The following is a 22,687-nucleotide window of genomic DNA, read 5'->3' on the forward strand; positions in this document are numbered from 1 at the left end:
CGCCTCAGTCCGTAATAAAGCCGTAGGTGCCGCGGTAATTCCGCGCCGGCTCGGTCCGGCCAGGCACGCCATAGACGCGATTGATGCTGCCGAGCAGGTCGGCCTGCGGATCGGCCGCGTTGGCGAAGCCGTCATCCGGACGCGAGAGGTCCTTCTGCGCCACTGCGCGCACCACATAGGGCGTCACCAGCACCATCAGTTCGGTCTGGCTGTTGACGTAGTCGCGGCTGCGGAACAGCGTGCCGAGCACCGGCAGCTGCATCAGTCCGGGGAAGCCGTTGATCGCCTGCTTGGTCTGCTCCTGGATCAGGCCGGCCATCGCCATGGCGCCGCCGGAGGGAATCTCCAGGGTGGTCTCGGCGCGGCGGGTCTTGATCGAGGGCACCGTCAGCGAGTTGACCGTCGTGGCGGTCACCGCCTGCGACAGCGTGATCGAGTTTTCGTTGGAGAGCTCCGAGACCTCGGTCATCACCCGGAGGCTGATTCGCCCTTCCGTCAGCACGACCGGCGTGAAGTTCAGCGAGATGCCGAACTTCTTGAAGCTGATCTGCGTGGTACAGACATGGGTGGTCGGGTCGCAGGAGTAGCCGGCGGGGACTGGAAACTCGCCGCCCGCGATGAAGGTAGCGGATTCGCCCGATATCGCGGTCAGGTTCGGCTCGGCCAGGGTGCGGACCACGCCGGCGCTCTCCATCGCGCGCAGCGTCGCCGACACCGACGGGGTGGCGCCGAACGAGGTGCCGAGCGTGTTGTTGGTCAGCGTGCGGCCATAGGCCGTGAACGGATTGGAATTGGTGAAGTTCACCACCGCGGTGCCGTAATTGAGATTGGCGGTGAGGTCGATGCCGAGCTGCTTGATCAGGCTGCGCGCCACCTCGGCGACGGTGACCTTCAGCATCACCTGGTCGCGGCCGCGGACCACGATCGAGTTTACGACCTTGTCGGCGCCGCCGGCGAGCCGCGCCGCGATCTCGCCGGCCTGCTGCGCCTCGATCGGGCTCGCCGCAGTTCCGGTCAGCATGACGCCTTCGCCGACGCCCTCGATCGTGATGTCGGAATTCGGCAGCGAGGCGCGCAGCGCCTGCCGCACGCCGTTGAGATCGCGCTTGACCGCGATGTCATAGGCCGCGATCTGCTGGCCGTTGGCGTCGAAGAACACGATGTTGGTCTGGCCGACCGCGGCGCCGATGATATAGGCGCGCTGCGCCGAGCGGACCACGGCGTTGGCGATCTTGGGATCGGCCACCAGCACATCCTTGATGTCCCGCGGCAGATCGATCACCACCGATTTGCCGATGCCGAGCGCCAGGAAGCGCGCGTTCATCGTGTTGCCGTCCGCGGCCGCGGGTGCGGCGGCGCGGTAGTCGCTCGCCACCACCGGTGTCAGCGCCGGGTTGAGCGTGAGCGCCGCGACGGCCGAAAACGACAGGGCGCGGACCAGGAGGGTCCGCATCGTCCGTTGAGTTGCCCCGCACTTCATCTGGTCTGCCCTCATCGTCACTTCTGCATGGTTGCCTGGCTGGCAACCCCGTAGCGGATGACGTTCACCGTCTCGCCGCGCTTGTTGTGAAGGTCCTCGGTCTTGACTTCGGGCGCATGGACGTCGGCGATGCTGCGCAGTGCCAGCGACAGCACGCCGCTCTGGCGCGCGCGCGCCAGCGTCTCGGTCTGCTCGGGCTTCAGCTCCAGCGTCACCGTCTTGCCGACGAGCGCGTTGGCGCCGTCCTTCTCTTTCGGAGCCTGGTCGATCGCGAGCACGCGGACATTGGTCAGGATGACCTCGGAATTGACGATGTCGGCGCCGGTGCGATCGGAATTCTTTTCCCGCTTCGACAGCAGCACGTCGACCCGGTCGTTCGGCAGGATGAAGCCGCCGGCACCGGTCTCGGGCGAAATTTCGGTCGACACCGCGCGCATGCCGCTCGGCAGGATCGCCGCCATGAAGCCGCTGCCGTCGGACTTGACCAGCTTCTGCTCGCGGATCGGCTCACCCTGGATGAACGGAGCGCGGGCGATCGAGCCGGTGACGTCCCTGATCGCTTCGGCGTTGGTGTCGCGGCGCAGGAAATTCGTGCTGGCGGTCGCGGCCGGCCAGGTCTGCCACTGCAGATCTTCCGGCTTCAGCGCCTGGCCGAGCCCGATATCGGTCTTTGCGACCAGGATGTCGACCGTCGGCAGCTGCACGACCTGCGGAGCGGGCGCCGGCTTTTCGTCGCGTCCGCTCGCCAGATAGAGCGCGGCGAGGCCGGCGCAGCCTGCGATAGCAAGGACCAGAATGCGGGCCGTATTCATTACGCTTCACTTTCCACATGACGCCGCGACGCTGCCGCCGCCGTGATGGGAGTTGACCAGCTATTCGTCAAAGCATGGTTAATGAGGCGTATCTAAATCGCCTTAACGGGAGGTTACCCGCTGTCCGGCCGGCCTTGGCCCCGGATTCAACCGATGGCGAAGCGCGCGAGATCGATCGCCTTGATCCAGTCGGTCTCCGGATAGACCACGAGGGCGCCGAGCGCGAGCGCGACGCCGTACGGCACCCCGGTCTGCTTGTCGTGCAGGCGCATCAGCCAGGCCTGTGACGTCAGCGGGTAGGGCAGCGGATACTGCCTGATCTGCAACAGCAGCACGGTCAGCGCGCCACCGAACAGCGAGGCGAACACCAGATAGGCGAGCAGATGGTCGAACCCGAACCACAGCCCGGCCGCCGCCGCGACCTTGGCATCGCCGCCGCCGAGCCAGCCCATCGCGAACATGCCAAACGCCACCACCAGCACCAGCGCGCCGGCGCCGGCGTGATTGAGCATCTCGTGCAGCCCCATCCCGGAGAGCGGTGCCATGATCACGAAGCCGGCCAGCAGCGCCAGCGAGATCCGGTTCGGGATCGTCATGGTCAAGAGATCGCTCGCCGCGGCGAACGCCATCAGGGCCGGAAACAGCATCAAGCGTGCGAGGTCGAGGATCATGGGTGTACGCCGTCAAGCCGGGAGCTGAGGTCGGTAACCGACGCTAGCGGCCAATGGTGAACAATCGGGAAAGGATCGCCCGCGCGCTGCGGGCAAGGGGGCGAACCGTTCCCGACAAATAGCAAAGGTCCCGGGGATACCGGGACCTTTGATTACGAAGTGCCGGAGCCGGCTTACTTCAGCGACGACGAGATCGTGTTGAACTTGGTGGACAGCTGGGTGCCGACGCCGTTGACCGCAGCGATGATCGCGATGGCGATGCCGGCTGCAATCAGGCCGTATTCGATGGCGGTCGCGCCCGATTCATCCTTCAAAAAGCGCGAGACGAGGTTCTTCATAAATTTGCTCCTGTGAACACGTGGCTGGTCGAACTCGATTAGGTCTGCCCGGCGTTCTCAGCACCGTGACCATTGCGGCAACGTACGGTTCGACGATTTCGTTGCAGTTAATTTGATTGCGTAAACTCGGTGGGAACCGGCTGTTGTTGCGCAAAGTAAATTTGGCATTAAGCGACTTGCTCAAATTGCGCATTGTTTCCGCGGCCCGGCCGGCAGCCGAAATTCACAGCTCTTTAAGCGCGGAGCGTTACCCATGAGACTTCCCGTCGAATGAGGCCGGTCTATGTCCACACTGCCGTTTGAAATCCTCGAGATGATCGGCCAGACCCTGGTGAAGGTGCTGCCGATCACGCTGATGCTGGCAGTCGTCTTCACCGTGCTGACCCATTTCTGGGCGTGCAATCCCGGCAAGCCGTGGTGGCGCAAGCGCGAGCTCGTCACCGACATCTGCTACTGGTTCTTCGTGCCGGTGTTCGCCCGCGTGTTTCGCATCGGGCTGCTCGTGGTCGGCGCGGCGGCGGTGTTCAACGTCCATGGCGCCGACGAGCTCGTCGCGTTCTACGACAACGGCCACGGTCCGCTGTCGGAGCTGCCGCTGTGGCTGCAGGCGATCATCTTCCTCGTCGCCTCCGACTTCATGCTCTACTGGCTGCACCGGATGTTTCACGGCGGCGGCTTCTGGAAGTATCACGCCATCCATCATTCATCGGAAGATCTCGAATGGATCTCGGCGGCGCGCTTCCATCCCGTCAATCTGTTGATCGGCACGATCACGGTCGACGTCATCCTGCTGATGGCCGGCATCTCCCCGAACATCATGCTGTGGGTCGGCCCGTTCACCACCTTCCATTCGGCCTTCGTGCACGCCAACCTCAACTGGACGCTCGGGCCGTTCAAATACGTGATCGCGACGCCGGTGTTTCATCGCTGGCATCACACCGCGGCGGAAGAGGGTGGCGACACCAATTTCGCGGGCACGTTTCCGCTCTGGGATATCCTGTTCGGCACCTTCCGCATGCCCGACGATGTGATGCCGGAGGCTTACGGCGCCGACGACAAGGCGATTCCATCGGCGCTGCCCGGGCAGCTGGCCTATCCGTTCCGTCAATGACCGCTTGATCGGCGCCTGCCGTCATGAGTTCTGAAACCGCAACGATCCCGCAGCAGAGGGCGTCCGCATTCGGTGCGGTGCCGGCCTGGTGCTGGATGGCGTGCGGCGTCTATGCGGCGCTCCTGATCATTGGCGTCAGGCTGCTGGCCGATTCGGACACCTACTGGCAGATCGCCGTCGGCCGCTGGATCCTCGACCACCGCGCGCTGCCGACCGCCGACATCTATTCGTTCACCAAGGCCGGCGAGCCCTGGGTATCGTCGTCCTGGCTCGCGCAGGTCCTGTTCGCGAAAGCCTATGACCTGGCCGGCTGGGCCGGGCCTGCGGCGCTGGCCGCGGCCTGCATCGCCGCCGCCTTCGCGCTGCTCACCTCGATCCTCAGCCGCCGCATGCCGGCGCTCCATGCCAGCCTCGTCGCGCTGGTGGCGCTGATGCTGGCCTGCGGGCATCTGCTCGCCCGTCCGCATGTGCTGGTGCTGCCGGTCATGATCCTGTGGGCCTACAGCCTGATGAGCGCCAGCGAACGCCGCGAGGCGCCCTCGTTCTGGCTGCTGCCGCTGATTGCGCTGTGGGCCAATCTGCACGGCGGCTTCCTGTTCGGCCTCGTGCTGCTCGGCGCCTTCGCGCTCGACGCGCTGTGGAACGCCGCGCCGGAGCAGCGGCTGCCGCTGGCGCTGCGCTGGACCGCGTTCGGGATCGGTGCGCTCGCCGCCTGCTGCCTGACGCCCTACGGCTGGGGCTCGATCCTGGCGTCGCTGAAGATCCTCAGCCTCGGCGAGTTGCTGCGCCTGATCGCGGAATGGATGCCGGCGGATTTCGGCCGCATCGGGCCGCTCGAGCTGGCCCTGCTCGGCCTGATCGGCGGCGGACTCTATTGCGGCGTGCGGCTGCCGCTGCCGCGGATCGCGCTGGTGCTGGGGCTGCTGCACATGGTGCTGTCGCACACCAGGAACATCGAGATCTTCGCCCTGCTGCTGCCGCTCGTGGTCCTCACCCCGGTGGCGACCCAGTTCGGCTGGCGCGGCGCCGCCGCCGTCCGGTTACAAGTCGTGCCCATGGTGCTGCTGGTCGCCGGCCTCTGCGCCTCGACCTATGCCGTCGCAGCTCGTCGCGACATCGCACCGCCGGTGGCCTGGTCGCCCGCGACTGCTGTAGATGCGCTGAAGGCGCACGGCGCCAAGAGGGTGCTCAACGACCTGCCGTTCGGCGGCTACCTGATCTGGCGGCAGGTGCCGGTGTTCGTCGATGGCCGCGCCGAGCTCTACGGCGAGAAGTTCGAGATGAACTATTACCGCGCGCTCCAGCTCAAGGACGTCGACGGCTTCCTCGGCCTGCTCAAGACCTATGACATCGACGCCGTGATGCTCGAGCCGGCGACGCCCGCGGTGCAGCTGCTCGACCGTCTTGGCGGCTGGCGGCGCATCTACGCCGACGGCGACGTCGTGGTGCACGTCCGCGCTGCCGGCGAGCCCGCCGCTCCCGGTGTGCTGAAATGAGCATGGACACGACCGGCGGCTCCGCGACGCGGCGCAATGCGTCGCTCGATCTGCTGCGCGGCATGGCCATTTTGATGGTGGTCCTGGTGCACTGCCAGGAAGAGGCGAAGAGCGCCGGCCCGGCGCTGGCCTGGTTCGCGCAGCGCTGCGGCGAGCTCGGCGTGCCGCTGTTCTTCATGGTCAGCGGCTACACCATGATGCTGACCTTCGGCCGCACGGTCGATCTCGCCGCGACGCGTTCCTTCTATATCCGGCGCGTCTTCCGGATCGTGCCGCTGTTCTGGATCGCCATCGTGTTCTATCTGCTGCTGACGAAAGGGCAGGGCATCAGGAACTTCGCGCCGGACGGCGTCAGCGCACGTGACGTGCTGCTCACCTTCCTGTTCCTGCACTGGACCAGCGTCACCGCCTACAATTCGGTGGTGCCGGGCGGCTGGAGCATCGCGGTCGAGATGCAGTTCTATCTGCTGTTTCCGCTGCTGCTCTATCTGTTCCGGCGGCCCAATGGCCCGATGCAGTGCTACGCGCTGCTCGCCCTCGTCGCGGTCACCGGCCAGCTCGCCGCCGATCACTATGTGACGCCGTGGCTGGCCGCGTCGCTGCCGGGCAGCCAGGCCTATCTCGCCGACGGCATCTCGACCTCGTGGCTGCCGCGCCAGATCATCTGCTTCGCATTCGGCATCCTGATGTACGACATCGTCGAGCTGAAGGGCAGGCCGGTCGTCGGGGCGCTGCTGCTGTGCGGCGCGGCGCTGTGCTCGACCTGGGGCGCGGAGCTGCTCGTGCTGGCCGCGATCGCGTTCGTGATCCTGCTCTCGAACGCCTCAGCGTCGTGGATGGCGCTGCTGGGCCGGCATTCCTACGCGATCTATCTGATCCACTTCGCCGTCGTGTCGGCGATCGTGTCTGCCGTTTCGCTCGATACGGTGCCGCTGTTCCTGGTGGCGTCTGCGGTGTCGCTGGCGTTCAGCGTCTATCTGATCGAGCCCAGGATCGAGCGCCACTTCATTCGGCTGGGCCATGCGCTTGCCGCGGCCGGCCGCGGGCCGAAGGCCGTTGTCACCACCACGTGATGGATCGTGCGATGAACAAGCTAGCTGGCGCCGCCGTGCCGTCGATCACCGGGCCGATCCTGCGGCCGCCGATGGTGGTGTTCATCGCCGGTGTGGTCACCTCGTTCTACGCCGTGGCGCTGCTGGTCACGACCATTCATCATCCCGGCAAGATCGGGTTCGACCACAACACCCTCGGCACCGACTGGATGGTGTTCTACGGGGCGATCCGCGCGGTGCTCGATGGCCACGCGGAACTGCTGTTCGACGGCGACCGCTTCACCGCGTTCCTCAACAGCTCCTTTGCAGACTGGCTGTCGCAGCCGCTGGCGTTCCGGCCCTGGGCCTATCCGCCGAGCTTCCTGGTGATGTTGCTGCCGTTCGCGCCGCTCGGCTTCTTCGGCTCCTATGTCGCGTTCCAGCTGGTCAGCGCCGGCCTGCTGGCGCTGGCGTTGCGCTCGAGGAGCGATGGCTGGGCGGCCTACGGTGTCTTGCTCGCGATCGCGCTGCTGTGTCCGGGCGCCGTCATCAACGTGATCGACGGCCAACTCGTCTTTCTGGTGGCGGCACTGATCGTCGGCGGCTTGCGCCTCCTCGACAGCCGTCCGGTGCTGGGCGGACTGGTCCTCGGGCTGCTGACGTTCAAGCCGCAGTTCTGCATCCTGGTGCCGCTGGCCCTGATCGCTGCGGGGCAGTGGCGTGCACTCTGGGCATCCGGCCTGTCCGCGCTGGCTTTGGCGGCTGCGAGCGGGTTGATCTTCGGCTGGGATCTCTGGCTGCGCTGGTTTCCCGTCATCATCCAGAACCTGATCAGTCCCGATGCGAAGTGGATCGAGTATGGCCGCATGTGGGGCAACAGCGTCTACACCTGCACGGTGCTGCTCGGCGCGCCGCAGCGGCTGGCCTCGGCCCTGCAGCTGGCGGCCATCCTGTTTGCCGCCGCCTCGGTCGTCGTCGCGTTCCGGTCGCGGCTCGGCATCAAGGAAAAGATGGTGGTGTTCCTTGCCGCCACAGTGCTCGCTGCGCCGCACTCCGGGCCCTATGACCAGGCCCTGTTGGTGGTGGCCGCGGCCTATTGGCTGACGGTGGCGGGGTCTGCGGTGCAGCCGTCCTGGTGCTGGACATTCGCGCTGATGCTCTGGCTGGTGCCGACGATCAGCCCGCCCGCCCTGATTGCCGCGAGCAGGTTCGCCCCGCTGCTGACGATCGCGCTGATCGTGCTGGTGCTGCGCCGCCAGCGTGCAACCGAAGGGTCGCCGCTGCGCCTCAGTCCGGTGGTTGCCGAGCGGTAAGGCGCCCGGCGGCTTTCTCGCGCCGGGCAAGTTGCTCCATCCGCGCAATTCGCGGGCGGATTTTTGCTCTTCTTAAATGAATTCCGGTCAGATTCGCCACTGTCGGGCGCCGGTCCGCTGCGTATCGCTTTTGCCGGCTTGTCAACGTCCCGGGGTAGAGTATGTCGTTTAAGTCCCAGCGTATTCGCGCCGTCACGCGCGTCGGAATCATCTTCGCGGCCGCAGCCATGCTGCTTTGGCCGGCGGTCTCCACGGCTGCGCCCGATCCCGACAGGATCGCGGTCAATGTCGACCAGGCCAAGCTCGTCAAGCTGCCCACCGGCATCGCCACGATCGTGGTCGGTAATCCCCTGATCGCCGACGTCACGCTGCAGAATGGCGGCGTCGTCGTGGTCACCGGCAAGGGCTATGGCGCAACCAATTTCATCGCACTCGACCGCACCGGTCAGGTGCTGGTGGATCGCCAGATCCAGGTCGAAGGCCCGACCGACCAGCTCGTCACGGTCTATCGCGGCATCGACCGCGAGACCTACAGCTGCATGCCGGTCTGCCAGCGCCGTGTCACCCTCGGCGACGGTGAGAACTACTTCAAGGCGACGATGGACCAGGCAGGCTCGCTGAGCAGCCAGGCCTCCGGGTCGGGCGCCGCGGCAGGCAAGCCCGCCAACTGACGCATGGCCGGCCAGGCGCCCGCAGGCGCCTGGGCCGATCGCCGGGCGATCCACACGACATGGTTAACACGGGCCTAACGGATCGGGTGGTTCTGTCTCGATCCGGCGAAACACTTCAACAATGAGTTTTCGGTAGTTGTTGGCGCCATGAAATTCCGGGGTCGTTGATGTCGTTGCCCGCCCGTTCCTTCCTCCACCTCCTGCGCCGCTTCCGCCGTAACCGCCGGGGTTCGGCCGCGGTCGAGTTCGCGCTGGTGGCGCCGCTGTTCTTCGCGCTGCTGTTCGCGATCATCGAGGTCGCGATGGTGTTCTTCGCCGGCCAGGTGCTCGAGACCGTGACGCAGGACTCCGCGCGCATGATCATGACCGGCCAGGCACAGAATGCGGCCTACACCCAAGCGCAGTTCAAGCAGTACGTCTGCGGCAAGGTCAATGCGCTGTTCGATTGCACCAACGGAATCTATGTCGACGTGCGCAGCTATCCCAACAACGGCTTCAGCTCCGTCAACATCGCGCCGCCGATCGACGCCACCAGGGCGTTCAATCCCGACATGAAATGGTGCCCGGGCAAAGAGGGCGACGTCGTCGTGGTGCGGCTGTTCTATCAATGGCCGCTGTTCGTCACCAACCTCGGCTTCAATATCTCCAACCTCGCCAACGGCAAGCGGCTGCTGACCGCGAGCGCGGCATTCAAGAACGAACCCTCCGGCGCCTCCGGGACGACATGCTCATGAGCAAGGTCATGAAGATCCTGCCTGTGTTTCTCCGCACCGTTGCATCGTTCAAGAACGACCGCCGGGGCCTTGCCGCCGTCGAACTGGCGATGATCCTGCCGGTGATGCTGTTGCTGTTCTTCGGCACCGTCGAGTTCTCGTCGGGTGTCGCGGTCGACCGCAAGGTGACGTTGATGGCCCGCACGCTGTCCGACCTGGCCTCGCAGTCCCAGACGGTGGCGGACACCGATCTCGTCAACTATTTCAGCGCCAGCGTCGGCATCATGACGCCGTATGACCCGTCGCCGACCAAGGCGCAGCTGACCGAGGTCTACGTCGATGCCACGAAGATCGCGAAGGTGAAGTGGACCAAGGCCGCGACGATTGCTGCCGGCGCCACGCAGGCGACGCTGTCGACCTCGACCCGCACCAACGGGCAGGACGTCACCAGCGTCATTCCGTCGGCGCTGCTGATCCCGAACACCTTTTTGATCTTCAGCGAGGTCAGCTACATCTACACGCCGGCGGTCGGCTATGTGATGGGCAAGGACGGCATCAATCTCAGCGACGTCGCCTACACCCGCCCGCGGCAATCGCAATGCGTGATCTATCCGACGCCGGCTGCGGGAACCGTTACGTCCTGTCCGACGACCTGACGGCATCAGCCGCGCCGCGCTCCATTCGGAAGGCGGCACGATCCGGACAAACGCGATCCAAACAAGGCGCGATCCAAACAAAATGGCCGCCCCCGAAGGAGCGGCCATCATTGCTTTGACGTTGCCTAAGGCAATTTCCCGGAGCTCACGCTCGGCAGGAAATCGGCTTATCCGGCGGCGCGAAGATTGTCGGCCGAGGATTTGCCCGAACGGCGGTCAGCCACGATCTCGTAGGAGATCTTCTGGCCTTCACGCAGGGTGCCAAGACCGGCACGCTCGACGGCACTGATGTGCACGAACACGTCGTTCCCGCCTTCATCCGGCTGGATGAAGCCGTAGCCCTTGGTTGCGTTAAACCACTTCACGGTTCCCATGCTCACGTGGGTAGTCCCTTCTCAGATATACAAGTTCAAGACCCGCTAGTCGGCGGGGTGGTGAGATCGAATTTTTGGAAGGGTCGTCAGCGTCTGGACCGGCTGTACCGGTATTAGCTAATGTCGTCCGGCCGAAAATCGATGGGTAGGATATTATTCGATAGAAGGCCTCAAAACAATCCTGACGTGCGCGATTTTTTGGCCGGCGCGGACGCCGGCCATTATCACGCATGACATCGACCGGTCATGCGCGCCACGGTTGCAAAGTCCGCGCTTACCGGCGGCGGAACTGGCCGCCGCGCTGCGCTCCCCCACGCGGCGGACCGCCGGGCGAGCTCGGCCGCTCGTCCTTGTGGCGGAATATCAGGCGGCCCTTTTCCAGATCATAGGGTGACATTTCGATCGTGACGCGGTCGCCGGCCAGCGTCTTGATCCGGTTCTTCTTCATCTTGCCGGCGGTGTAGGCGACGATCTCGTGCCCGGCGTCGAGTTGGACCCGGTAGCGAGCGTCGGGGAGGATTTCGGTCACCAGTCCTTCGAACTGGATCAGCTCTTCCTTAGCCATTTGGTTCTCCAGATCGAGCGACGGCTAGTGCTTCGGTCGGTTGTTGCGGTGGTGTTGCGGTTTTGGCCGGCTCTCGCGATGCAAGAAGGCGACGCCCTGAATGCCTTCGCTGTTGCCGGCCTGCGACGGACGCGGCGACTCGCCCCGGTTCGTCTGCGGCGCGCCATTGTTACCACCTCCACGGCGGCGGCGGCGAGGCCCTTTTGCGCTCTGGGTGGCCTCGTTCCCACGGACATTGTGGGCTCGCGGCGCGGAGCGCCCGCCGCGGTGCGGCTGGGGCGCCTGGGCCGGCGCTGCGGCCTCGCGGCTGCCCGGTGTGCGGCGGTCTTCCCGCGGCACCGTGATCCGGATCAGCCGCTCGATATCGCGCAGATAACCCATCTCCTCGGCGCCGGCGACCAGCGAGATCGCGACCCCGTCGGCACCGGCGCGCGCGGTGCGGCCGATGCGGTGGACATAGGTCTCCGGGATGTTCGGCAGGTCGAAATTCACCACATGGCTGATGCCGTCGACATCGATGCCGCGGGCGGCGATGTCGGTCGCGACCAGCGTGCGGATCTCGCCGGAGCGGAACGCCGCCAGCGTACGCTCGCGGTGGTTCTGCGACTTGTTGCCGTGGATCGCATTGGCCTCGATGCCGGCCTTCGCCAAGGTCTTCACGACCTTGTCGGCGCCATGCTTGGTGCGGGTAAAGACCAGGGCACGATTGACCGGTTCTTGCTTCAGAAGCTGGGCGAGAATCGCCGGTTTGGCCGCGAAATCCACCTGGATGACGCGCTGCGCGATCCGGTCGACGGTCGAGGACACCGGCGTCACCGCCACGCGGGCGGGGTCGCGCAGCATCGCCTCGGCGAGCTCGGCGATGTCCTTGGGCATGGTGGCCGAGAAGAACAGCGTCTGGCGCCGGATCGGCAGCTTGGCGACGATCTTCCGGATGTCGTTGATGAAGCCCATGTCGAGCATGCGGTCGGCTTCATCCAGCACCAGGAACTCGACCTGGTTGAGCTTGAGGCCGTTGCTCTGCACGAGATCGAGCAGGCGGCCGGGGGTGGCCACCATCACCTCGACGCCCTGCATCACGGCGCGGACCTGACGGCCCATCGGCACGCCGCCGATGGCGAGTGCCGAGGAGAGCCGGATGTGCCGGCCATAGGCGTTGAAGCTGTCGAGGATCTGCCCGGACAGCTCGCGGGTGGGGGAGAGCACCAGCACGCGGCAGCTCTTCGGCTGCGGACGGATGCGGTTCTCGAGCAGCCGGTGCAGGATCGGCAGCGCGAAGGACGCGGTCTTGCCGGTGCCGGTCTGGGCGATACCGACGACGTCACGCCCGGTGAGCGCGAGCGGGATGGTCTGGGCCTGGATGGGGGTCGGCGTGAGATAGTTCTCTTCTCGAAGCGCGCGGGCGATGGGATCGGCCAGGCCGAAATCCTGAAAGGAGGTCAAAAGTCGTTCTTTCCATAAAACAGTCGTCGTCCCGGCCAATATTGCCAGGATCGCACGAGGGCGTCGGGACACCCGCGTGTCTGGGGCATCAAGCTGGGTTAGCTGAAAGGCGAGCCAGAAGCCGTTGGGACGGCTTGGAACACGCAGCTCGCGCGGTGCACCGCGATTCACGCGGGCAACGCCACTGATATGGCGCAGGAACACGGCGCTTTCAAGGTGTTATCGGCGCCGCCGCGGGTTAAAGCCGGCCGATCAACGATCGCGCACGCGCGTCACAATCGGGTGCCGGAAATTTAGCCAAATCGCCATTTTTGCCTATTTAATAATCAGGTTGCCTTTTCAGCATCCATTTTCGTGGCTCAAGGATTGAGCAATCGGCCCCGTATTTACCCGGAGTACGCGAAATTACCTAGCCGGTTCATTGGCTTAACGCGCCCGCGAGGCGTGGCATAGTTCTTGCGATTCCCTTAACCGCAGGCGGCCAGACGGCCGTTTCGCGAGCGTTCCACGCCTGCGTCAGGGAGATGACATTTCATGCTTACTCAGCTTACTCACGATATAGCGACGATGACCCGTCGCCGCGCTCTCGCGGCGGCCGCCGGCCTGGTTATGGGCCTGGCAGCGTCCTCGTCGTTCTCGCCCGCGCAAGCGGCCGACGACACCATCAAGGTGGGCGTCCTGCATTCGCTTTCCGGCACCATGGCCATCAGCGAGACCACGCTGAAGGACACCATTCTTTTCCTGATCGACGAGCAGAACAAGAAGGGCGGCGTGCTCGGCAAGAAGCTCGAGGCCGTCGTGGTCGACCCTGCCTCGAACTGGCCGCTGTTCGCGGAAAAGGCGCGCGAGCTGATCACCAAGGACAAGGTCGCGGTCGTGTTCGGCTGCTGGACCTCGGTGTCGCGCAAGTCCGTGCTCCCGGTGTTCAAGGAGCTGAACAACATCCTGTTCTATCCGGTCCAGTATGAGGGCGAAGAGTCCGAGCGCAACGTGTTCTACACCGGCGCCGCGCCGAACCAGCAGGCGATCCCCGCCGTCGACTACCTGATGAAGGAAGAGAAGGTGAAGCGCTGGGTGCTGGCCGGCACCGACTACGTCTATCCGCGCACCACCAACAAGATCCTGGAAGCCTACCTGAAGTCCAAGGGCGTCGCCCAGGACGACATCATGATCAACTACACGCCGTTCGGTCACTCCGACTGGCAGACCATCGTCGCCGACATCAAGAAGTTCGGCTCGGCCGGCAAGAAGACCGCCGTGGTCTCCACCATCAACGGCGACGCCAACGTTCCCTTCTACAAGGAGCTCGGCAACCAGGGCATCAAGGCGACCGACATTCCGGTGGTCGCGTTCTCGGTCGGCGAGGAAGAGCTCGCCGGCATCGACACCAAGCCGCTGCTCGGCCATCTCGCCGCCTGGAACTACTTCCAGTCGATCAAGACGCCGGAGAACGAGAAGTTCATCAAGGAGTGGCAGGCCTACACCAAGAACCCGAAGCGCGTGACCAACGATCCGATGGAAGCGCACGTGATCGGCTTCAACATGTGGGTGAAGGCGGTCGAGAAGGTGAAGTCGACCGATCCGGACAAGGTGATCGACGCGCTTCCCGGCACCGAGGCGCCGAACCTGACCGGCGGAGTCTCGAAGATGCTGCCGAACCACCACATCACCAAGCCGGTGTTCATCGGCGAGATCAAGGGCAACGGCCAGTTCGACGTGGTCTGGAAGACCCCGGGCCTCGTCGCCGGCGACGCCTGGTCGAAGGAGCTTGATGGCTCCAAGGACCTGATCGGCGACTGGGTCGAGAAGAAGTGCGGCAACTACAACGTCAAGACCAACAAGTGCGGCGGCCAGGGCTCCTGATCGGGCGCTCCTGACTCAATCCACGACACATCACCTTCCAACACCGGGGAAGGCGGCACCGTTCGCCGCCTTCTCCCCACACTCCTGCCGGGGTCCTCAGGTGTTTGTTTATTGTATCGATCGCGCTCGCGCGCTGCTTCTCTCTATCTTGCTGCTGGGTTGCTTCGTGGTGCCGGCGCTGGCCGGGCCGTTCGAGGACTCCGTCGCAAAATTCGCCAATGACGAGTTCTCCGACACGGAGGCCGCGATCGGCGAGGTCGCGTCGTCAGGCAATCCGCTTGCGTCCCCCATCATCAGCGCGCTGCAGGACGGCCGGTTGTCGGCCGATCCCGCCAGCAAGATGGTGTTCATCACCAAGAGCGACGGCAAGATCGTCGACGCTGCCACCGGCGCTACGGTCGACAAGCTGCCCGACGGCGCTGCCGCCGTCCGCCTCAACAACCGCCTCCGCCGCACCGTGGAGGCTGCGCTCGGTGGCTTGACGCTGCTGTCGCCGGATCCGGCCAAGCGCCTTGCCGCCGCGCAATCGGTGTTCAAGAGCCACGAAGAGAACTTGTTGCCCACCGTGGACAGCGCGCTCGCCAAGGAGAGCAACAAGTCGATCAAGCAGGCGTTCGCCGAGGCGCGCGCCGCCATCATCCTGTTCAAGTCCGACGCCTCCGACAGCGACAAGCTCGACGCCGTATCGGTGATCAAGGCGCGCGGCGACCAGGAGGCGATGGCGCTGCTCACCGGGCTCGGCGGCGATCAGCCACCGCTGGTGGCCAAGGCGGCCGCGAGCGCGGTCGCCTCGATCCAGAGCAATCTGGCGATGTGGTCGATGGTGCAGAACGCCTGGTACGGCCTGTCGCTCGGTTCGGTGCTGCTGCTCGCCGCGATCGGCCTTGCCATCACCTTCGGCGTGATGGGCGTCATCAACATGGCGCATGGCGAGATGGTGATGATCGGGGCCTACACCACCTTCGTGGTCCAGGAGGTGATCCGCACCCGCTATCCCGAGCTGTTCGACTACTCGCTGCTGATCGCGGTGCCGCTGGCCTTCCTGGTTGCGGGGGGGATCGGCGTCCTGATCGAGCGCAGCATCATCCGCTTCCTCTACGGCCGGCCGCTGGAGACGCTGCTCGCCACCTGGGGCCTGTCGCTGGTGCTGCAGCAGGCGGTGCGCACCGCCTTCGGCCCGACCAACCGCGAGGTCGGCAACCCTTCATGGATGAGCGGCGCGTTCGATCTCGGCCAGATCACCATCACCTATAACCGGCTCTGGATCCTCTGCTTTACGCTTGCGGTGTTCGCCATCCTGCTGGCGATGCTGCGCTACACCGCGCTCGGCCTCGAGATGCGCGCGGTGACGCAGAACCGCCGCATGGCGGCCTCGATGGGCATTGCCACCTCGCGGGTCGACGCGCTGACCTTCGGCCTCGGCTCCGGCATCGCCGGGATCGCCGGCGTGGCGCTGTCGCAGATCGACAATGTCAGTCCCAACCTCGGCCAGAGCTACGTCATCGACAGCTTCATGGTCGTGGTGTTCGGCGGCGTCGGCAATCTCTGGGGCACGCTGGTCGGCGCTTTCACGCTCGGCATCGCCAACAAGTTCCTCGAGCCGGTGGCGGGCGCGGTGCTCGGCAAGATCGCGATCCTGGTGCTGATCATCCTGTTCATCCAGAAGCGGCCGCGCGGCCTGTTCGCGCTCAAGGGACGGGCGGTGGAAGCATGACGCCGCACATCCTGACCCGTTCGCTGGATCGCGCCGCGACGACCTTCATCCTGATCGTCGCCGGACTGGGTGTGCTGATTCCGCTGTCGAACCTGTTGATGCCGCAGGGCTCGATGTTCCAGGTGCCGACCTATCTGGTTGCGCTGTGGGGCAAATATGTCTGCTACGCCATCCTGGCGCTCTCGATCGATCTGATCTGGGGCTATTGCGGCATCCTCTCGCTCGGCCACGGCGCGTTCTTCGCGCTCGGCGGCTACGCCATGGGCATGTACCTGATGCGGCAGATCGGCAGCCGCGGCGTCTACGGCAATCCGATCCTGCCCGACTTCATGGTGTTCCTGAACTATCCGAAACTGCCATGGTACTGGCATGGCTTCGATATGTTCTGGTTTGCGGCGCTGATGGTTCTCCTGGTGCCCGGCCTGCTGGCTTTCTGCTTCGGCTGGCTCGCCTTCCGCTCCCGCGTCACCGGCGTCTATCTGTCGATCATCACCCAGGCGATGACCTATGCGCTGCTGCTGGCGTTCTTCCGTAACGATTTCGGCTTCGGCGGCAATAACGGCCTGACCGACTTCAAGGACATCCTCGGCTTCAACGTGCAGGCCGATGGCACCCGCGCGGCGTTGTTTCTGTTGAGCTGCGCGGCGCTGATCATCGCCTTCGTGATCTGCCGCGCCATCGTGACCTCCAAGCTCGGCAAGGTCTTGATCGCGGTGCGCGACGCGGAATCCCGCACCCGCTTCCTCGGCTACCGAGTCGAATCCTACAAGCTGTTCGTGTTCACGCTGTCGGCTTGCATGGCCGGCGTCGCCGGCGCGCTCTACGTGCCGCAGGTCGGCATCATCAATCCGAGCGAGTTCGCGCCCGGCAACTCGATCGAGGCCGTGATCTGGGTCGCGGTCGGCGGCCGCGGCACGCTTGTCGGTGCCGCACTCGGCGCCGTCGTCGTCAACTACGCCAAGACGTTCTTCACCTCGGGGCCGCTAGCGCCGTACTGGCTGTTCATGCTGGGCGCGCTGTTCATCCTGGTGACGCTGCTGCTGCCGAAGGGCATCGTCGGCACCTTCAATGCGTGGTGGGAGCCGTGGAAAACAAGGCGCACCACCGGCCTTGCGGCTGACGAGGAAAGCGCCGCGCGCGAAGACGGCATCGGCGCACCGAACCCGGCGGAGTAGGCAGATGAACGTCATGGATACCCGCGCCACCTCGGCCATGCTCTATCTCGACGGCGTGCACGTCTCGTTCGACGGCTTCCACGCCATCAACAACCTGTCGCTGGCGCTCGAACCAGGCGAGATGCGCGCCATCATCGGCCCTAACGGCGCCGGCAAGACCACGATGATGGACATCATCACCGGCAAGACCAAGCCGGACGAAGGCACCGTGCTGTTCGACGGCACCGTCGACCTGACCCGGCTGGACGAGACGCGGATTGCCGAGCTCGGCATCGGCCGCAAGTTCCAGAAGCCGACCGTGTTCGAGAGCCAGACCGTGCAGGACAACCTCCTGCTCGCGCTCAATGTCGATCACTCCGTGCGCGGCACGCTGTTCTGGCGCGGCAGCAGGGACGAGTCCGAGCGCATCGACAAGGTGCTGGAGACCATCCGCCTGACCGACGCGCGCAATCGGCTCGCCGGCAGCCTCAGCCACGGCCAGAAGCAATGGCTCGAGATCGGCATGCTGCTGGCGCAGGATCCGAAGGTGCTGCTGGTCGACGAGCCGGTCGCCGGGATGACCGACGTCGAGACGCATCTGACGGCGGAGCTGCTCAAGGAGATCAACAAGAACCACACCATCATGGTGGTCGAGCACGACATGACCTTCGTCCGCGAGCTCGGCGTCAAGGTGACCTGTTTGCATGAGGGCACGGTGCTCGCCGAAGGCTCGATCGATCAGGTGTCGTCGAACGAGCGCGTGGTCGAAGTGTATCTGGGGCGCTAAGCAATGCTGAAGGTCGACAACATCAACCTGTTCTACGGCGCGGCGCAGGCGCTGCGTGGCGTGTCGCTGACCGCCGAGCCCGGCAAGGTGACCTGCGTGCTCGGCCGCAACGGCGTCGGCAAGACCTCGCTGCTGCGCGCCATGGTCGGGCAGTATCCGATCGCCTCCGGCGCGATCAATTTCGACGGCAAGGACATCACCGCGCTCAAGCCCTATGAGCGGGCGCGGCGCGGCATCGGCTTCGTGCCGCAGGGCCGCGAGATCTTTCCGCTGCTGACGGTGGAAGAGAACCTGAAGACCGGATTCGGCCCGCTGAAGCGCGAGAATCGCAACATCCCCGACGACGTGTTCTCGCTGTTTCCGGTGCTGGAGACCATGCTCGGCCGCCGCGGCGGCGACCTCTCCGGCGGCCAGCAACAGCAGCTCGCGATCGGCCGCGCGCTGGTGATGCGGCCAAAGCTGTTGCTGCTCGATGAGCCGACCGAGGGCATCCAGCCCTCGATCATCAAGGACATAGGCCGCGCCATTTCCTATCTGCGCAACCTCGGCAACATCGCGATCGTGCTGGTCGAACAATATCTCGACTTTGCCTGCGAACTCGGCGACAGTTTTGCGGTGATGGACCGGGGTGCGGTGAAATATGCCTGCGACCGCGCAAGCCTTGATCCCGCCGAGATCAGCCGCCAGATGGCGCTGTGATAACACCGCCGCTTGCGGCGTGAGGGAGCGCTGGGGGAATGCGGAGCGGGATCGCAAGCGCGACGGCGGCGACGTTTGCGGCCAACCGCGCCCGGGGCGTGGTGCGGTTCGGCGTGCATCTTGCCGACGGCGTCACCCGCCGCGGCGATCTCCATGAATCCGGCTCGCTTCGCGTCCGCTTCCCGTCGCCGGAAGACGATGGCCTGTCGGCGATGTTCGTCAACACCGCCGGCGGCATCGCCGGTGGTGACCACTTCGACATTGCGATCGCGGCGGACGAGGGCGCGCGATTGACGTTGACGACAGCCGCGGCCGAGAAAGTCTATCGCGCCCCCGGCGCGGCCGCACGGCTCGATATCTCGCTGAAGGTCGATGAGGGCGCGCATCTCGGCTGGCTGCCGCAGGAGACCATCCTGTTCGACCGCGCGCGGATCCATCGCAGCTTCGAGATCGATCTTGCCGAAGGCGCCTCACTGCTGCTCTGCGAGATCGTGGTGTTCGGCCGCGCCGCGATGGGCGAGACCATGCGGCACGGCGAATTCGTCGACCGCTGGCGGATGCGGCGCGGCGGCCGGCTGGTGTTCGCCGAGACGATGCGTCTCGATGGTGAGATCGGCGAGAAGCTCGCAAGGCCCGCGCTGGCGGCGGGCGGCACCGCGATCGGCACCGCGCTGATCGTGCCGGGCGACGAGTCGCTGGTTGAACGCATCCGCGAGGCGTCCGACGGCTTCGGTGGCGAGGTCGGCATCTCCGCCTGGAATGGCTTTGCAATGGCGCGCTTCTGTGCCCAAGATGCCGCGAGGTTGCGCGCCGACATGATGACGGTGCTCGGCCGCGCCTCCGCCGTGCCGCTGCCGCGGCTGTGGCTCAACTGATCCTTTCAAAACGTTCAGAGTGCTCGCATGAATTTGTCTCCCCGCGAAAAGGACAAGCTGCTGGTGTCGATGGCGGCGATGGTGGCGCGCCGCCGGCTCGAGCGCGGCGTCAAGCTGAACCATCCCGAGGCGATCGCGCTGATCACCGATTTCATCGTCGAGGGCGCGCGCGACGGCCGCACCGTCGCCGATCTGATGCAGGCCGGTGCCAAGGTTTTGACCCGCGACCAGGTGATGACCGGCATCCCCGAGATGATCCACGACATCCAGGTCGAGGCGACTTTCCCCGACGGCACCAAGCTCGTCACCGTGCACGAGCCGATCCGCTAGGAGCGCGACATGATCCCCGGCGAACTCTTCATCAAGGACGGCGAGATCGAGCTCAACGCCGGCCGCAAGACCGTGACGCTCTCGGTCGCCAATACCGGCGACCGCCCGATCCAGGTCGGCTCGCACTACCATTTCTTCGAGACCAACCCGGCGCTGAAATTCGATCGCAAGAAAGCCCGCGGCATGCGCCTCGACATCGCCGCCGGCACCGCCGTCCGCTTCGAACCCGGCCAGACCCGCGACGTCCATCTCGTCGCGCTGGCCGGCAAGCGCGTGATCCACGGCTTCCGCGCCGAGGTGAAGGGGAAGCTGTGACGCTCCCCCCGATCCGCCTCGTCTCCGAAGCTGCCGAGTTCGCGGCGCGCCGTCACAACGGCATGGCGCGCAAGGGGCGGGGCAATGAGCCGTACATCAACCATCTCGCCGAGGTCGCGAACCTGCTGGCGCAGGTCACCGATGGGGCCGATGCGGAGCTCGTGGCGGCCGGCTGGCTGCATGACACCATCGAGGACACCGCGACCACGCGCGAGGAGCTGGCGCAAAAATTCAGCGCGCGCGTCGCCGACCTCGTGGTCGAATGCACCGACGACATGAGCTTGCCGAAGGCGGCGCGCCGGCAGAAGCAGATCGAGGATGCCCCGCACAAGTCGCCGGACGCCAAGCTGATCAAGATCGCCGACAAGATCAGCAATACACTGGCGCGGATCCAGCCGCAGCCGAGCGAGGACGAGCGCGACGATCTCGCGGATTATGTTGCGTGGGCCGAGAAGGTCGTCGCGGGTTGCCGCGGCGGCAATGCGCGGCTTGACCGCATGTTCAACGACGCCGTCAGGCTTGCAAGGAGCACGCTGTGAGCACGAAGATCAAACGTTCCGTCTATGCCGCCATGTTCGGGCCGACCACCGGCGACAGGGTGCGGCTCGCCGACACTGATTTGATCATCGAGGTCGAGAAGGATCTCACCACCTATGGCGAGGAGGTGAAGTTCGGCGGCGGCAAGGTGATCCGCGACGGCATGGGGCAGTCGCAGGTGACCAATGCGCAAGGCGCGGCCGACACCGTCATCACCAACGCGCTGATCGTCGACCACTGGGGCATCGTGAAGGCCGACGTCGCGATCAAGGCGGGCATGATCGCGGCGATCGGCAAGGCCGGCAATCCGGACATCCAGCCTAACGTCACCATCGTGATTGGTCCCGGCACCGACGTGATCGCGGGCGAAGGGAAGATCCTCACCGCCGGTGGATTCGACAGCCACATCCATTTCATTTGCCCGCAGCAGATCGAGCACGCGCTGATGAGTGGCGTCACCTCGATGCTAGGCGGCGGCACCGGCCCGTCGCACGGCACTTTCGCCACCACCTGCACGCCGGGCCCGTGGCACATGGGGCGGATGATCCAGTCGTTCGATGCCTTCCCGGTCAATCTCGGTATTTCCGGCAAGGGCAACGCCTCGCGCCCGGCGGCGCTGGTCGAGATGGTCAAGGCCGGCGCCTGTGCGCTGAAGCTGCACGAGGACTGGGGCACCACGCCGTCGGCGATCGACACCTGCCTCTCGGTTGCCGACGATTACGACGTCCAGGTGATGCTGCATTCGGACACGCTGAACGAGTCCGGCTTCGTCGAGGACACCGTGAAGGCGTTCAAGGGCCGCACCATCCATGCCTTCCACACCGAAGGGGCCGGCGGCGGCCACGCGCCGGATATCATTAAAATCGCCGGGTTGAAGAACGTGCTGCCGTCCTCGACCAACCCGACCCGGCCGTTCACCCGCAACACCATCGACGAGCATTTGGACATGCTGATGGTCTGCCATCACCTCGATCCGTCGATCGCCGAGGACCTCGCCTTCGCCGAGAGCCGGATCCGCAAGGAGACCATCGCAGCCGAAGACATCCTGCACGATCTTGGCGCGCTCTCGATGATGTCGTCGGACTCCCAGGCGATGGGCCGGCTCGGGGAAGTCATCATCCGCACCTGGCAGACCGCCGACAAGATGAAGAAGCAGCGCGGGTCGCTGCCGCAGGACAAGGGCAACGACAACGACAATTTCCGCGTCAGGCGCTACATCGCCAAATACACCATCAACCCCGCGATCGCGCATGGCGTGTCGAAACTGATCGGGTCGGTCGAGAAGGGCAAGCTCGCCGATCTCGTGCTGTGGTCGCCGGCGTTCTTCGGCGTCAAGCCGGACTGCATCATCAAGGGCGGCTCGATCGTGGCGGCACCGATGGGCGATCCCAACGCTTCGATCCCGACGCCGCAGCCGGTGCACTACCAGCCGATGTTCGCCGCGTTCGGCAAGTCGCTGACCGCCTCGTCGGTGGTGTTCACCTCGAAGGCCGCGGTCACCGGCGGCCTCGCCCGCAAGCTCGGCATCGAAAAGAAGCTCTACGCGGTGCAGAACACCCGCGGGAAAATCTCCAAGAAGAGCATGATCCACAACGACGCGACCCCCGAGATCGAGGTCGACCCCGAGACCTATGAGGTACGCGCAGACGGTGAGCTCCTGACCTGCGCGCCGGCCGAGGTGCTGCCCATGGCACAGCGTTACTTTATGTTCTAAAACCCAACCCGGTAACTCAACCAGA

The 22,687-nt window shown here is 65.2% G+C and carries 24 protein-coding genes; 17 read left to right on the forward strand and 7 right to left on the reverse strand.

Annotated features, from left to right (window positions below; genetic code table 11):
* Positions 1-4: 4 nt before the first annotated feature.
* The 4 genes from JQ633_RS25780 to JQ633_RS25795 all read right to left on the reverse strand — a co-directional run bounded on the left by JQ633_RS25780 (position 5) and on the right by JQ633_RS25795 (position 3,301).
* Positions 5-1,480: a type II and III secretion system protein family protein gene (locus tag JQ633_RS25780; protein ID WP_211987955.1), complete on the reverse strand. Its 1,476-nt coding sequence runs from the start codon at positions 1,478-1,480 to the stop codon at positions 5-7.
* A 17-nt stretch (positions 1,481-1,497) separates the two neighbouring features.
* Positions 1,498-2,292 (reverse strand): Flp pilus assembly protein CpaB, encoded by a 795-nt coding sequence (cpaB, locus tag JQ633_RS25785; RefSeq protein WP_211987895.1) that lies wholly within the window; start codon positions 2,290-2,292, stop codon positions 1,498-1,500.
* Between the two features lie 146 nt (positions 2,293-2,438).
* Positions 2,439-2,963, reverse strand: a complete 525-nt coding sequence (locus JQ633_RS25790) for an A24 family peptidase (RefSeq protein ID WP_211987896.1) — start codon at positions 2,961-2,963, stop codon at positions 2,439-2,441.
* Between the two features lie 173 nt (positions 2,964-3,136).
* Positions 3,137-3,301 (reverse strand): Flp family type IVb pilin, encoded by a 165-nt coding sequence (locus JQ633_RS25795; protein WP_211987897.1) that lies wholly within the window; start codon positions 3,299-3,301, stop codon positions 3,137-3,139.
* 283 nt (positions 3,302-3,584) lie between these two features.
* Between JQ633_RS25795 and JQ633_RS25800 the strand changes: the two genes are divergently transcribed.
* The 7 genes from JQ633_RS25800 to JQ633_RS25830 all read left to right on the forward strand — a co-directional run bounded on the left by JQ633_RS25800 (position 3,585) and on the right by JQ633_RS25830 (position 10,292).
* On the forward strand, positions 3,585-4,412 hold the full coding sequence (locus tag JQ633_RS25800) for a sterol desaturase family protein (protein ID WP_211987898.1): 828 nt from the start codon (positions 3,585-3,587) through the stop codon (positions 4,410-4,412).
* A 23-nt stretch (positions 4,413-4,435) separates the two neighbouring features.
* Positions 4,436-5,908 carry a hypothetical protein gene (locus JQ633_RS25805; protein ID WP_211987899.1) on the forward strand — a complete coding sequence of 491 codons (1,473 nt, stop codon included), beginning with the start codon at positions 4,436-4,438 and terminating at the stop codon, positions 5,906-5,908.
* Positions 5,905-6,981 carry an acyltransferase family protein gene (locus JQ633_RS25810; protein ID WP_249159630.1) on the forward strand — a complete coding sequence of 359 codons (1,077 nt, stop codon included), beginning with the start codon at positions 5,905-5,907 and terminating at the stop codon, positions 6,979-6,981. Before JQ633_RS25805 ends, JQ633_RS25810 begins: the two co-directional genes overlap by 4 nt.
* Before the next feature lie 11 nt (positions 6,982-6,992).
* On the forward strand, positions 6,993-8,252 hold the full coding sequence (locus tag JQ633_RS25815; protein WP_249159631.1) for a glycosyltransferase family 87 protein: 1,260 nt from the start codon (positions 6,993-6,995) through the stop codon (positions 8,250-8,252).
* A 161-nt stretch (positions 8,253-8,413) separates the two neighbouring features.
* On the forward strand, positions 8,414-8,923 hold the full coding sequence (locus JQ633_RS25820) for a pilus assembly protein N-terminal domain-containing protein (protein ID WP_211987900.1): 510 nt from the start codon (positions 8,414-8,416) through the stop codon (positions 8,921-8,923).
* A gap of 167 nt (positions 8,924-9,090) precedes the next feature.
* Positions 9,091-9,657 carry a TadE/TadG family type IV pilus assembly protein gene (locus JQ633_RS25825; RefSeq protein WP_211987901.1) on the forward strand — a complete coding sequence of 189 codons (567 nt, stop codon included), beginning with the start codon at positions 9,091-9,093 and terminating at the stop codon, positions 9,655-9,657.
* Positions 9,648-10,292, forward strand: a complete 645-nt coding sequence (locus JQ633_RS25830) for a TadE/TadG family type IV pilus assembly protein (protein ID WP_433995691.1) — start codon at positions 9,648-9,650, stop codon at positions 10,290-10,292. Before JQ633_RS25825 ends, JQ633_RS25830 begins: the two co-directional genes overlap by 10 nt.
* A 167-nt stretch (positions 10,293-10,459) precedes the next feature.
* Here JQ633_RS25830 and JQ633_RS25835 read toward each other — a convergent pair whose 3' ends face one another.
* The 3 genes from JQ633_RS25835 to JQ633_RS25845 form a co-directional block, all read right to left on the reverse strand.
* The gene (locus JQ633_RS25835) at positions 10,460-10,672 is read right to left on the reverse strand and encodes a cold-shock protein (RefSeq protein WP_016842648.1); all 213 of its coding nucleotides are present in this window, start codon (positions 10,670-10,672) and stop codon (positions 10,460-10,462) included.
* Positions 10,673-10,940: 268 nt separating this feature from the next.
* The gene (infA, locus tag JQ633_RS25840; RefSeq protein WP_211987903.1) at positions 10,941-11,231 is read right to left on the reverse strand and encodes a translation initiation factor IF-1; all 291 of its coding nucleotides are present in this window, start codon (positions 11,229-11,231) and stop codon (positions 10,941-10,943) included.
* Positions 11,232-11,255: 24 nt separating this feature from the next.
* A complete protein-coding gene (locus JQ633_RS25845; protein ID WP_211987904.1) occupies positions 11,256-12,674 on the reverse strand; it encodes a DEAD/DEAH box helicase in 1,419 nt (472 codons plus the stop codon).
* A 534-nt stretch (positions 12,675-13,208) separates the two neighbouring features.
* On the opposite strand from JQ633_RS25845, the gene urtA reads away from it, so the two are divergent.
* The 10 genes from urtA to ureC all read left to right on the forward strand — a co-directional run bounded on the left by urtA (position 13,209) and on the right by ureC (position 22,662).
* The gene (urtA, locus tag JQ633_RS25850) at positions 13,209-14,537 is read left to right on the forward strand and encodes an urea ABC transporter substrate-binding protein (RefSeq protein ID WP_211987905.1); all 1,329 of its coding nucleotides are present in this window, start codon (positions 13,209-13,211) and stop codon (positions 14,535-14,537) included.
* Positions 14,538-14,652: 115 nt separating this feature from the next.
* Positions 14,653-16,251: an urea ABC transporter permease subunit UrtB gene (gene urtB / locus JQ633_RS25855; RefSeq protein ID WP_211987958.1), complete on the forward strand. Its 1,599-nt coding sequence runs from the start codon at positions 14,653-14,655 to the stop codon at positions 16,249-16,251.
* Entirely contained in the window at positions 16,248-17,426 is a 1,179-nt protein-coding gene (gene urtC / locus JQ633_RS25860) for an urea ABC transporter permease subunit UrtC (protein ID WP_211987906.1), read from the forward strand. The genes urtB and urtC overlap by 4 nt, the downstream gene beginning before the upstream one ends.
* 4 nt (positions 17,427-17,430) lie before the next feature.
* On the forward strand, positions 17,431-18,192 hold the full coding sequence (urtD, locus tag JQ633_RS25865) for an urea ABC transporter ATP-binding protein UrtD (RefSeq protein ID WP_211987907.1): 762 nt from the start codon (positions 17,431-17,433) through the stop codon (positions 18,190-18,192).
* A 3-nt stretch (positions 18,193-18,195) separates the two neighbouring features.
* Positions 18,196-18,891 (forward strand): urea ABC transporter ATP-binding subunit UrtE, encoded by a 696-nt coding sequence (gene urtE / locus JQ633_RS25870; protein WP_211987908.1) that lies wholly within the window; start codon positions 18,196-18,198, stop codon positions 18,889-18,891.
* A gap of 38 nt (positions 18,892-18,929) precedes the next feature.
* On the forward strand, positions 18,930-19,766 hold the full coding sequence (locus JQ633_RS25875; RefSeq protein WP_211987909.1) for an urease accessory protein UreD: 837 nt from the start codon (positions 18,930-18,932) through the stop codon (positions 19,764-19,766).
* Between the two features lie 27 nt (positions 19,767-19,793).
* Complete coding sequence (locus JQ633_RS25880; RefSeq protein ID WP_029077742.1) at positions 19,794-20,096, forward strand: urease subunit gamma; 303 nt, start codon at positions 19,794-19,796, stop codon at positions 20,094-20,096.
* Between the two features lie 9 nt (positions 20,097-20,105).
* Complete coding sequence (locus tag JQ633_RS25885; RefSeq protein WP_211987910.1) at positions 20,106-20,411, forward strand: urease subunit beta; 306 nt, start codon at positions 20,106-20,108, stop codon at positions 20,409-20,411.
* A gap of 11 nt (positions 20,412-20,422) precedes the next feature.
* On the forward strand, positions 20,423-20,950 hold the full coding sequence (locus tag JQ633_RS25890; RefSeq protein WP_211987959.1) for an HD domain-containing protein: 528 nt from the start codon (positions 20,423-20,425) through the stop codon (positions 20,948-20,950).
* Positions 20,947-22,662: an urease subunit alpha gene (gene ureC, locus JQ633_RS25895; RefSeq protein ID WP_211987911.1), complete on the forward strand. Its 1,716-nt coding sequence runs from the start codon at positions 20,947-20,949 to the stop codon at positions 22,660-22,662. Before JQ633_RS25890 ends, ureC begins: the two co-directional genes overlap by 4 nt.
* The last annotated feature ends 25 nt before the right edge of the window (positions 22,663-22,687 follow it).

Origin of the sequence: Bradyrhizobium tropiciagri, from assembly GCF_018130505.1 — a bacterium.
Lineage (GTDB): Bacteria > Pseudomonadota > Alphaproteobacteria > Rhizobiales > Xanthobacteraceae > Bradyrhizobium > Bradyrhizobium tropiciagri_B.

Bases quoted from the DNA above. Each gene is read 5' to 3' on its own strand.
- JQ633_RS25780 (WP_211987955.1), bottom strand. From the start codon at position 1,480: ATGAAGTGCGGGGCAACTCAACGGACGATGCGGACCCTCCTGGTCCGC.
- cpaB (WP_211987895.1), bottom strand. From the start codon at position 2,292: ATGAATACGGCCCGCATTCTGGTCCTTGCTATCGCAGGCTGCGCCGGC.
- JQ633_RS25790 (WP_211987896.1), bottom strand. From the start codon at position 2,963: ATGATCCTCGACCTCGCACGCTTGATGCTGTTTCCGGCCCTGATGGCG.
- JQ633_RS25795 (WP_211987897.1), bottom strand. From the start codon at position 3,301: ATGAAGAACCTCGTCTCGCGCTTTTTGAAGGATGAATCGGGCGCGACC.
- JQ633_RS25800 (WP_211987898.1), top strand. From the start codon at position 3,585: ATGTCCACACTGCCGTTTGAAATCCTCGAGATGATCGGCCAGACCCTG.
- JQ633_RS25805 (WP_211987899.1), top strand. From the start codon at position 4,436: ATGAGTTCTGAAACCGCAACGATCCCGCAGCAGAGGGCGTCCGCATTC.
- JQ633_RS25810 (WP_249159630.1), top strand. From the start codon at position 5,905: ATGAGCATGGACACGACCGGCGGCTCCGCGACGCGGCGCAATGCGTCG.
- JQ633_RS25815 (WP_249159631.1), top strand. From the start codon at position 6,993: ATGAACAAGCTAGCTGGCGCCGCCGTGCCGTCGATCACCGGGCCGATC.
- JQ633_RS25820 (WP_211987900.1), top strand. From the start codon at position 8,414: ATGTCGTTTAAGTCCCAGCGTATTCGCGCCGTCACGCGCGTCGGAATC.
- JQ633_RS25825 (WP_211987901.1), top strand. From the start codon at position 9,091: ATGTCGTTGCCCGCCCGTTCCTTCCTCCACCTCCTGCGCCGCTTCCGC.
- JQ633_RS25830 (WP_433995691.1), top strand. From the start codon at position 9,648: ATGCTCATGAGCAAGGTCATGAAGATCCTGCCTGTGTTTCTCCGCACC.
- infA (WP_211987903.1), bottom strand. From the start codon at position 11,231: ATGGCTAAGGAAGAGCTGATCCAGTTCGAAGGACTGGTGACCGAAATC.
- urtA (WP_211987905.1), top strand. From the start codon at position 13,209: ATGCTTACTCAGCTTACTCACGATATAGCGACGATGACCCGTCGCCGC.
- urtC (WP_211987906.1), top strand. From the start codon at position 16,248: ATGACGCCGCACATCCTGACCCGTTCGCTGGATCGCGCCGCGACGACC.
- urtD (WP_211987907.1), top strand. From the start codon at position 17,431: ATGAACGTCATGGATACCCGCGCCACCTCGGCCATGCTCTATCTCGAC.
- urtE (WP_211987908.1), top strand. From the start codon at position 18,196: ATGCTGAAGGTCGACAACATCAACCTGTTCTACGGCGCGGCGCAGGCG.
- JQ633_RS25875 (WP_211987909.1), top strand. From the start codon at position 18,930: ATGCGGAGCGGGATCGCAAGCGCGACGGCGGCGACGTTTGCGGCCAAC.
- JQ633_RS25880 (WP_029077742.1), top strand. From the start codon at position 19,794: ATGAATTTGTCTCCCCGCGAAAAGGACAAGCTGCTGGTGTCGATGGCG.
- JQ633_RS25885 (WP_211987910.1), top strand. From the start codon at position 20,106: ATGATCCCCGGCGAACTCTTCATCAAGGACGGCGAGATCGAGCTCAAC.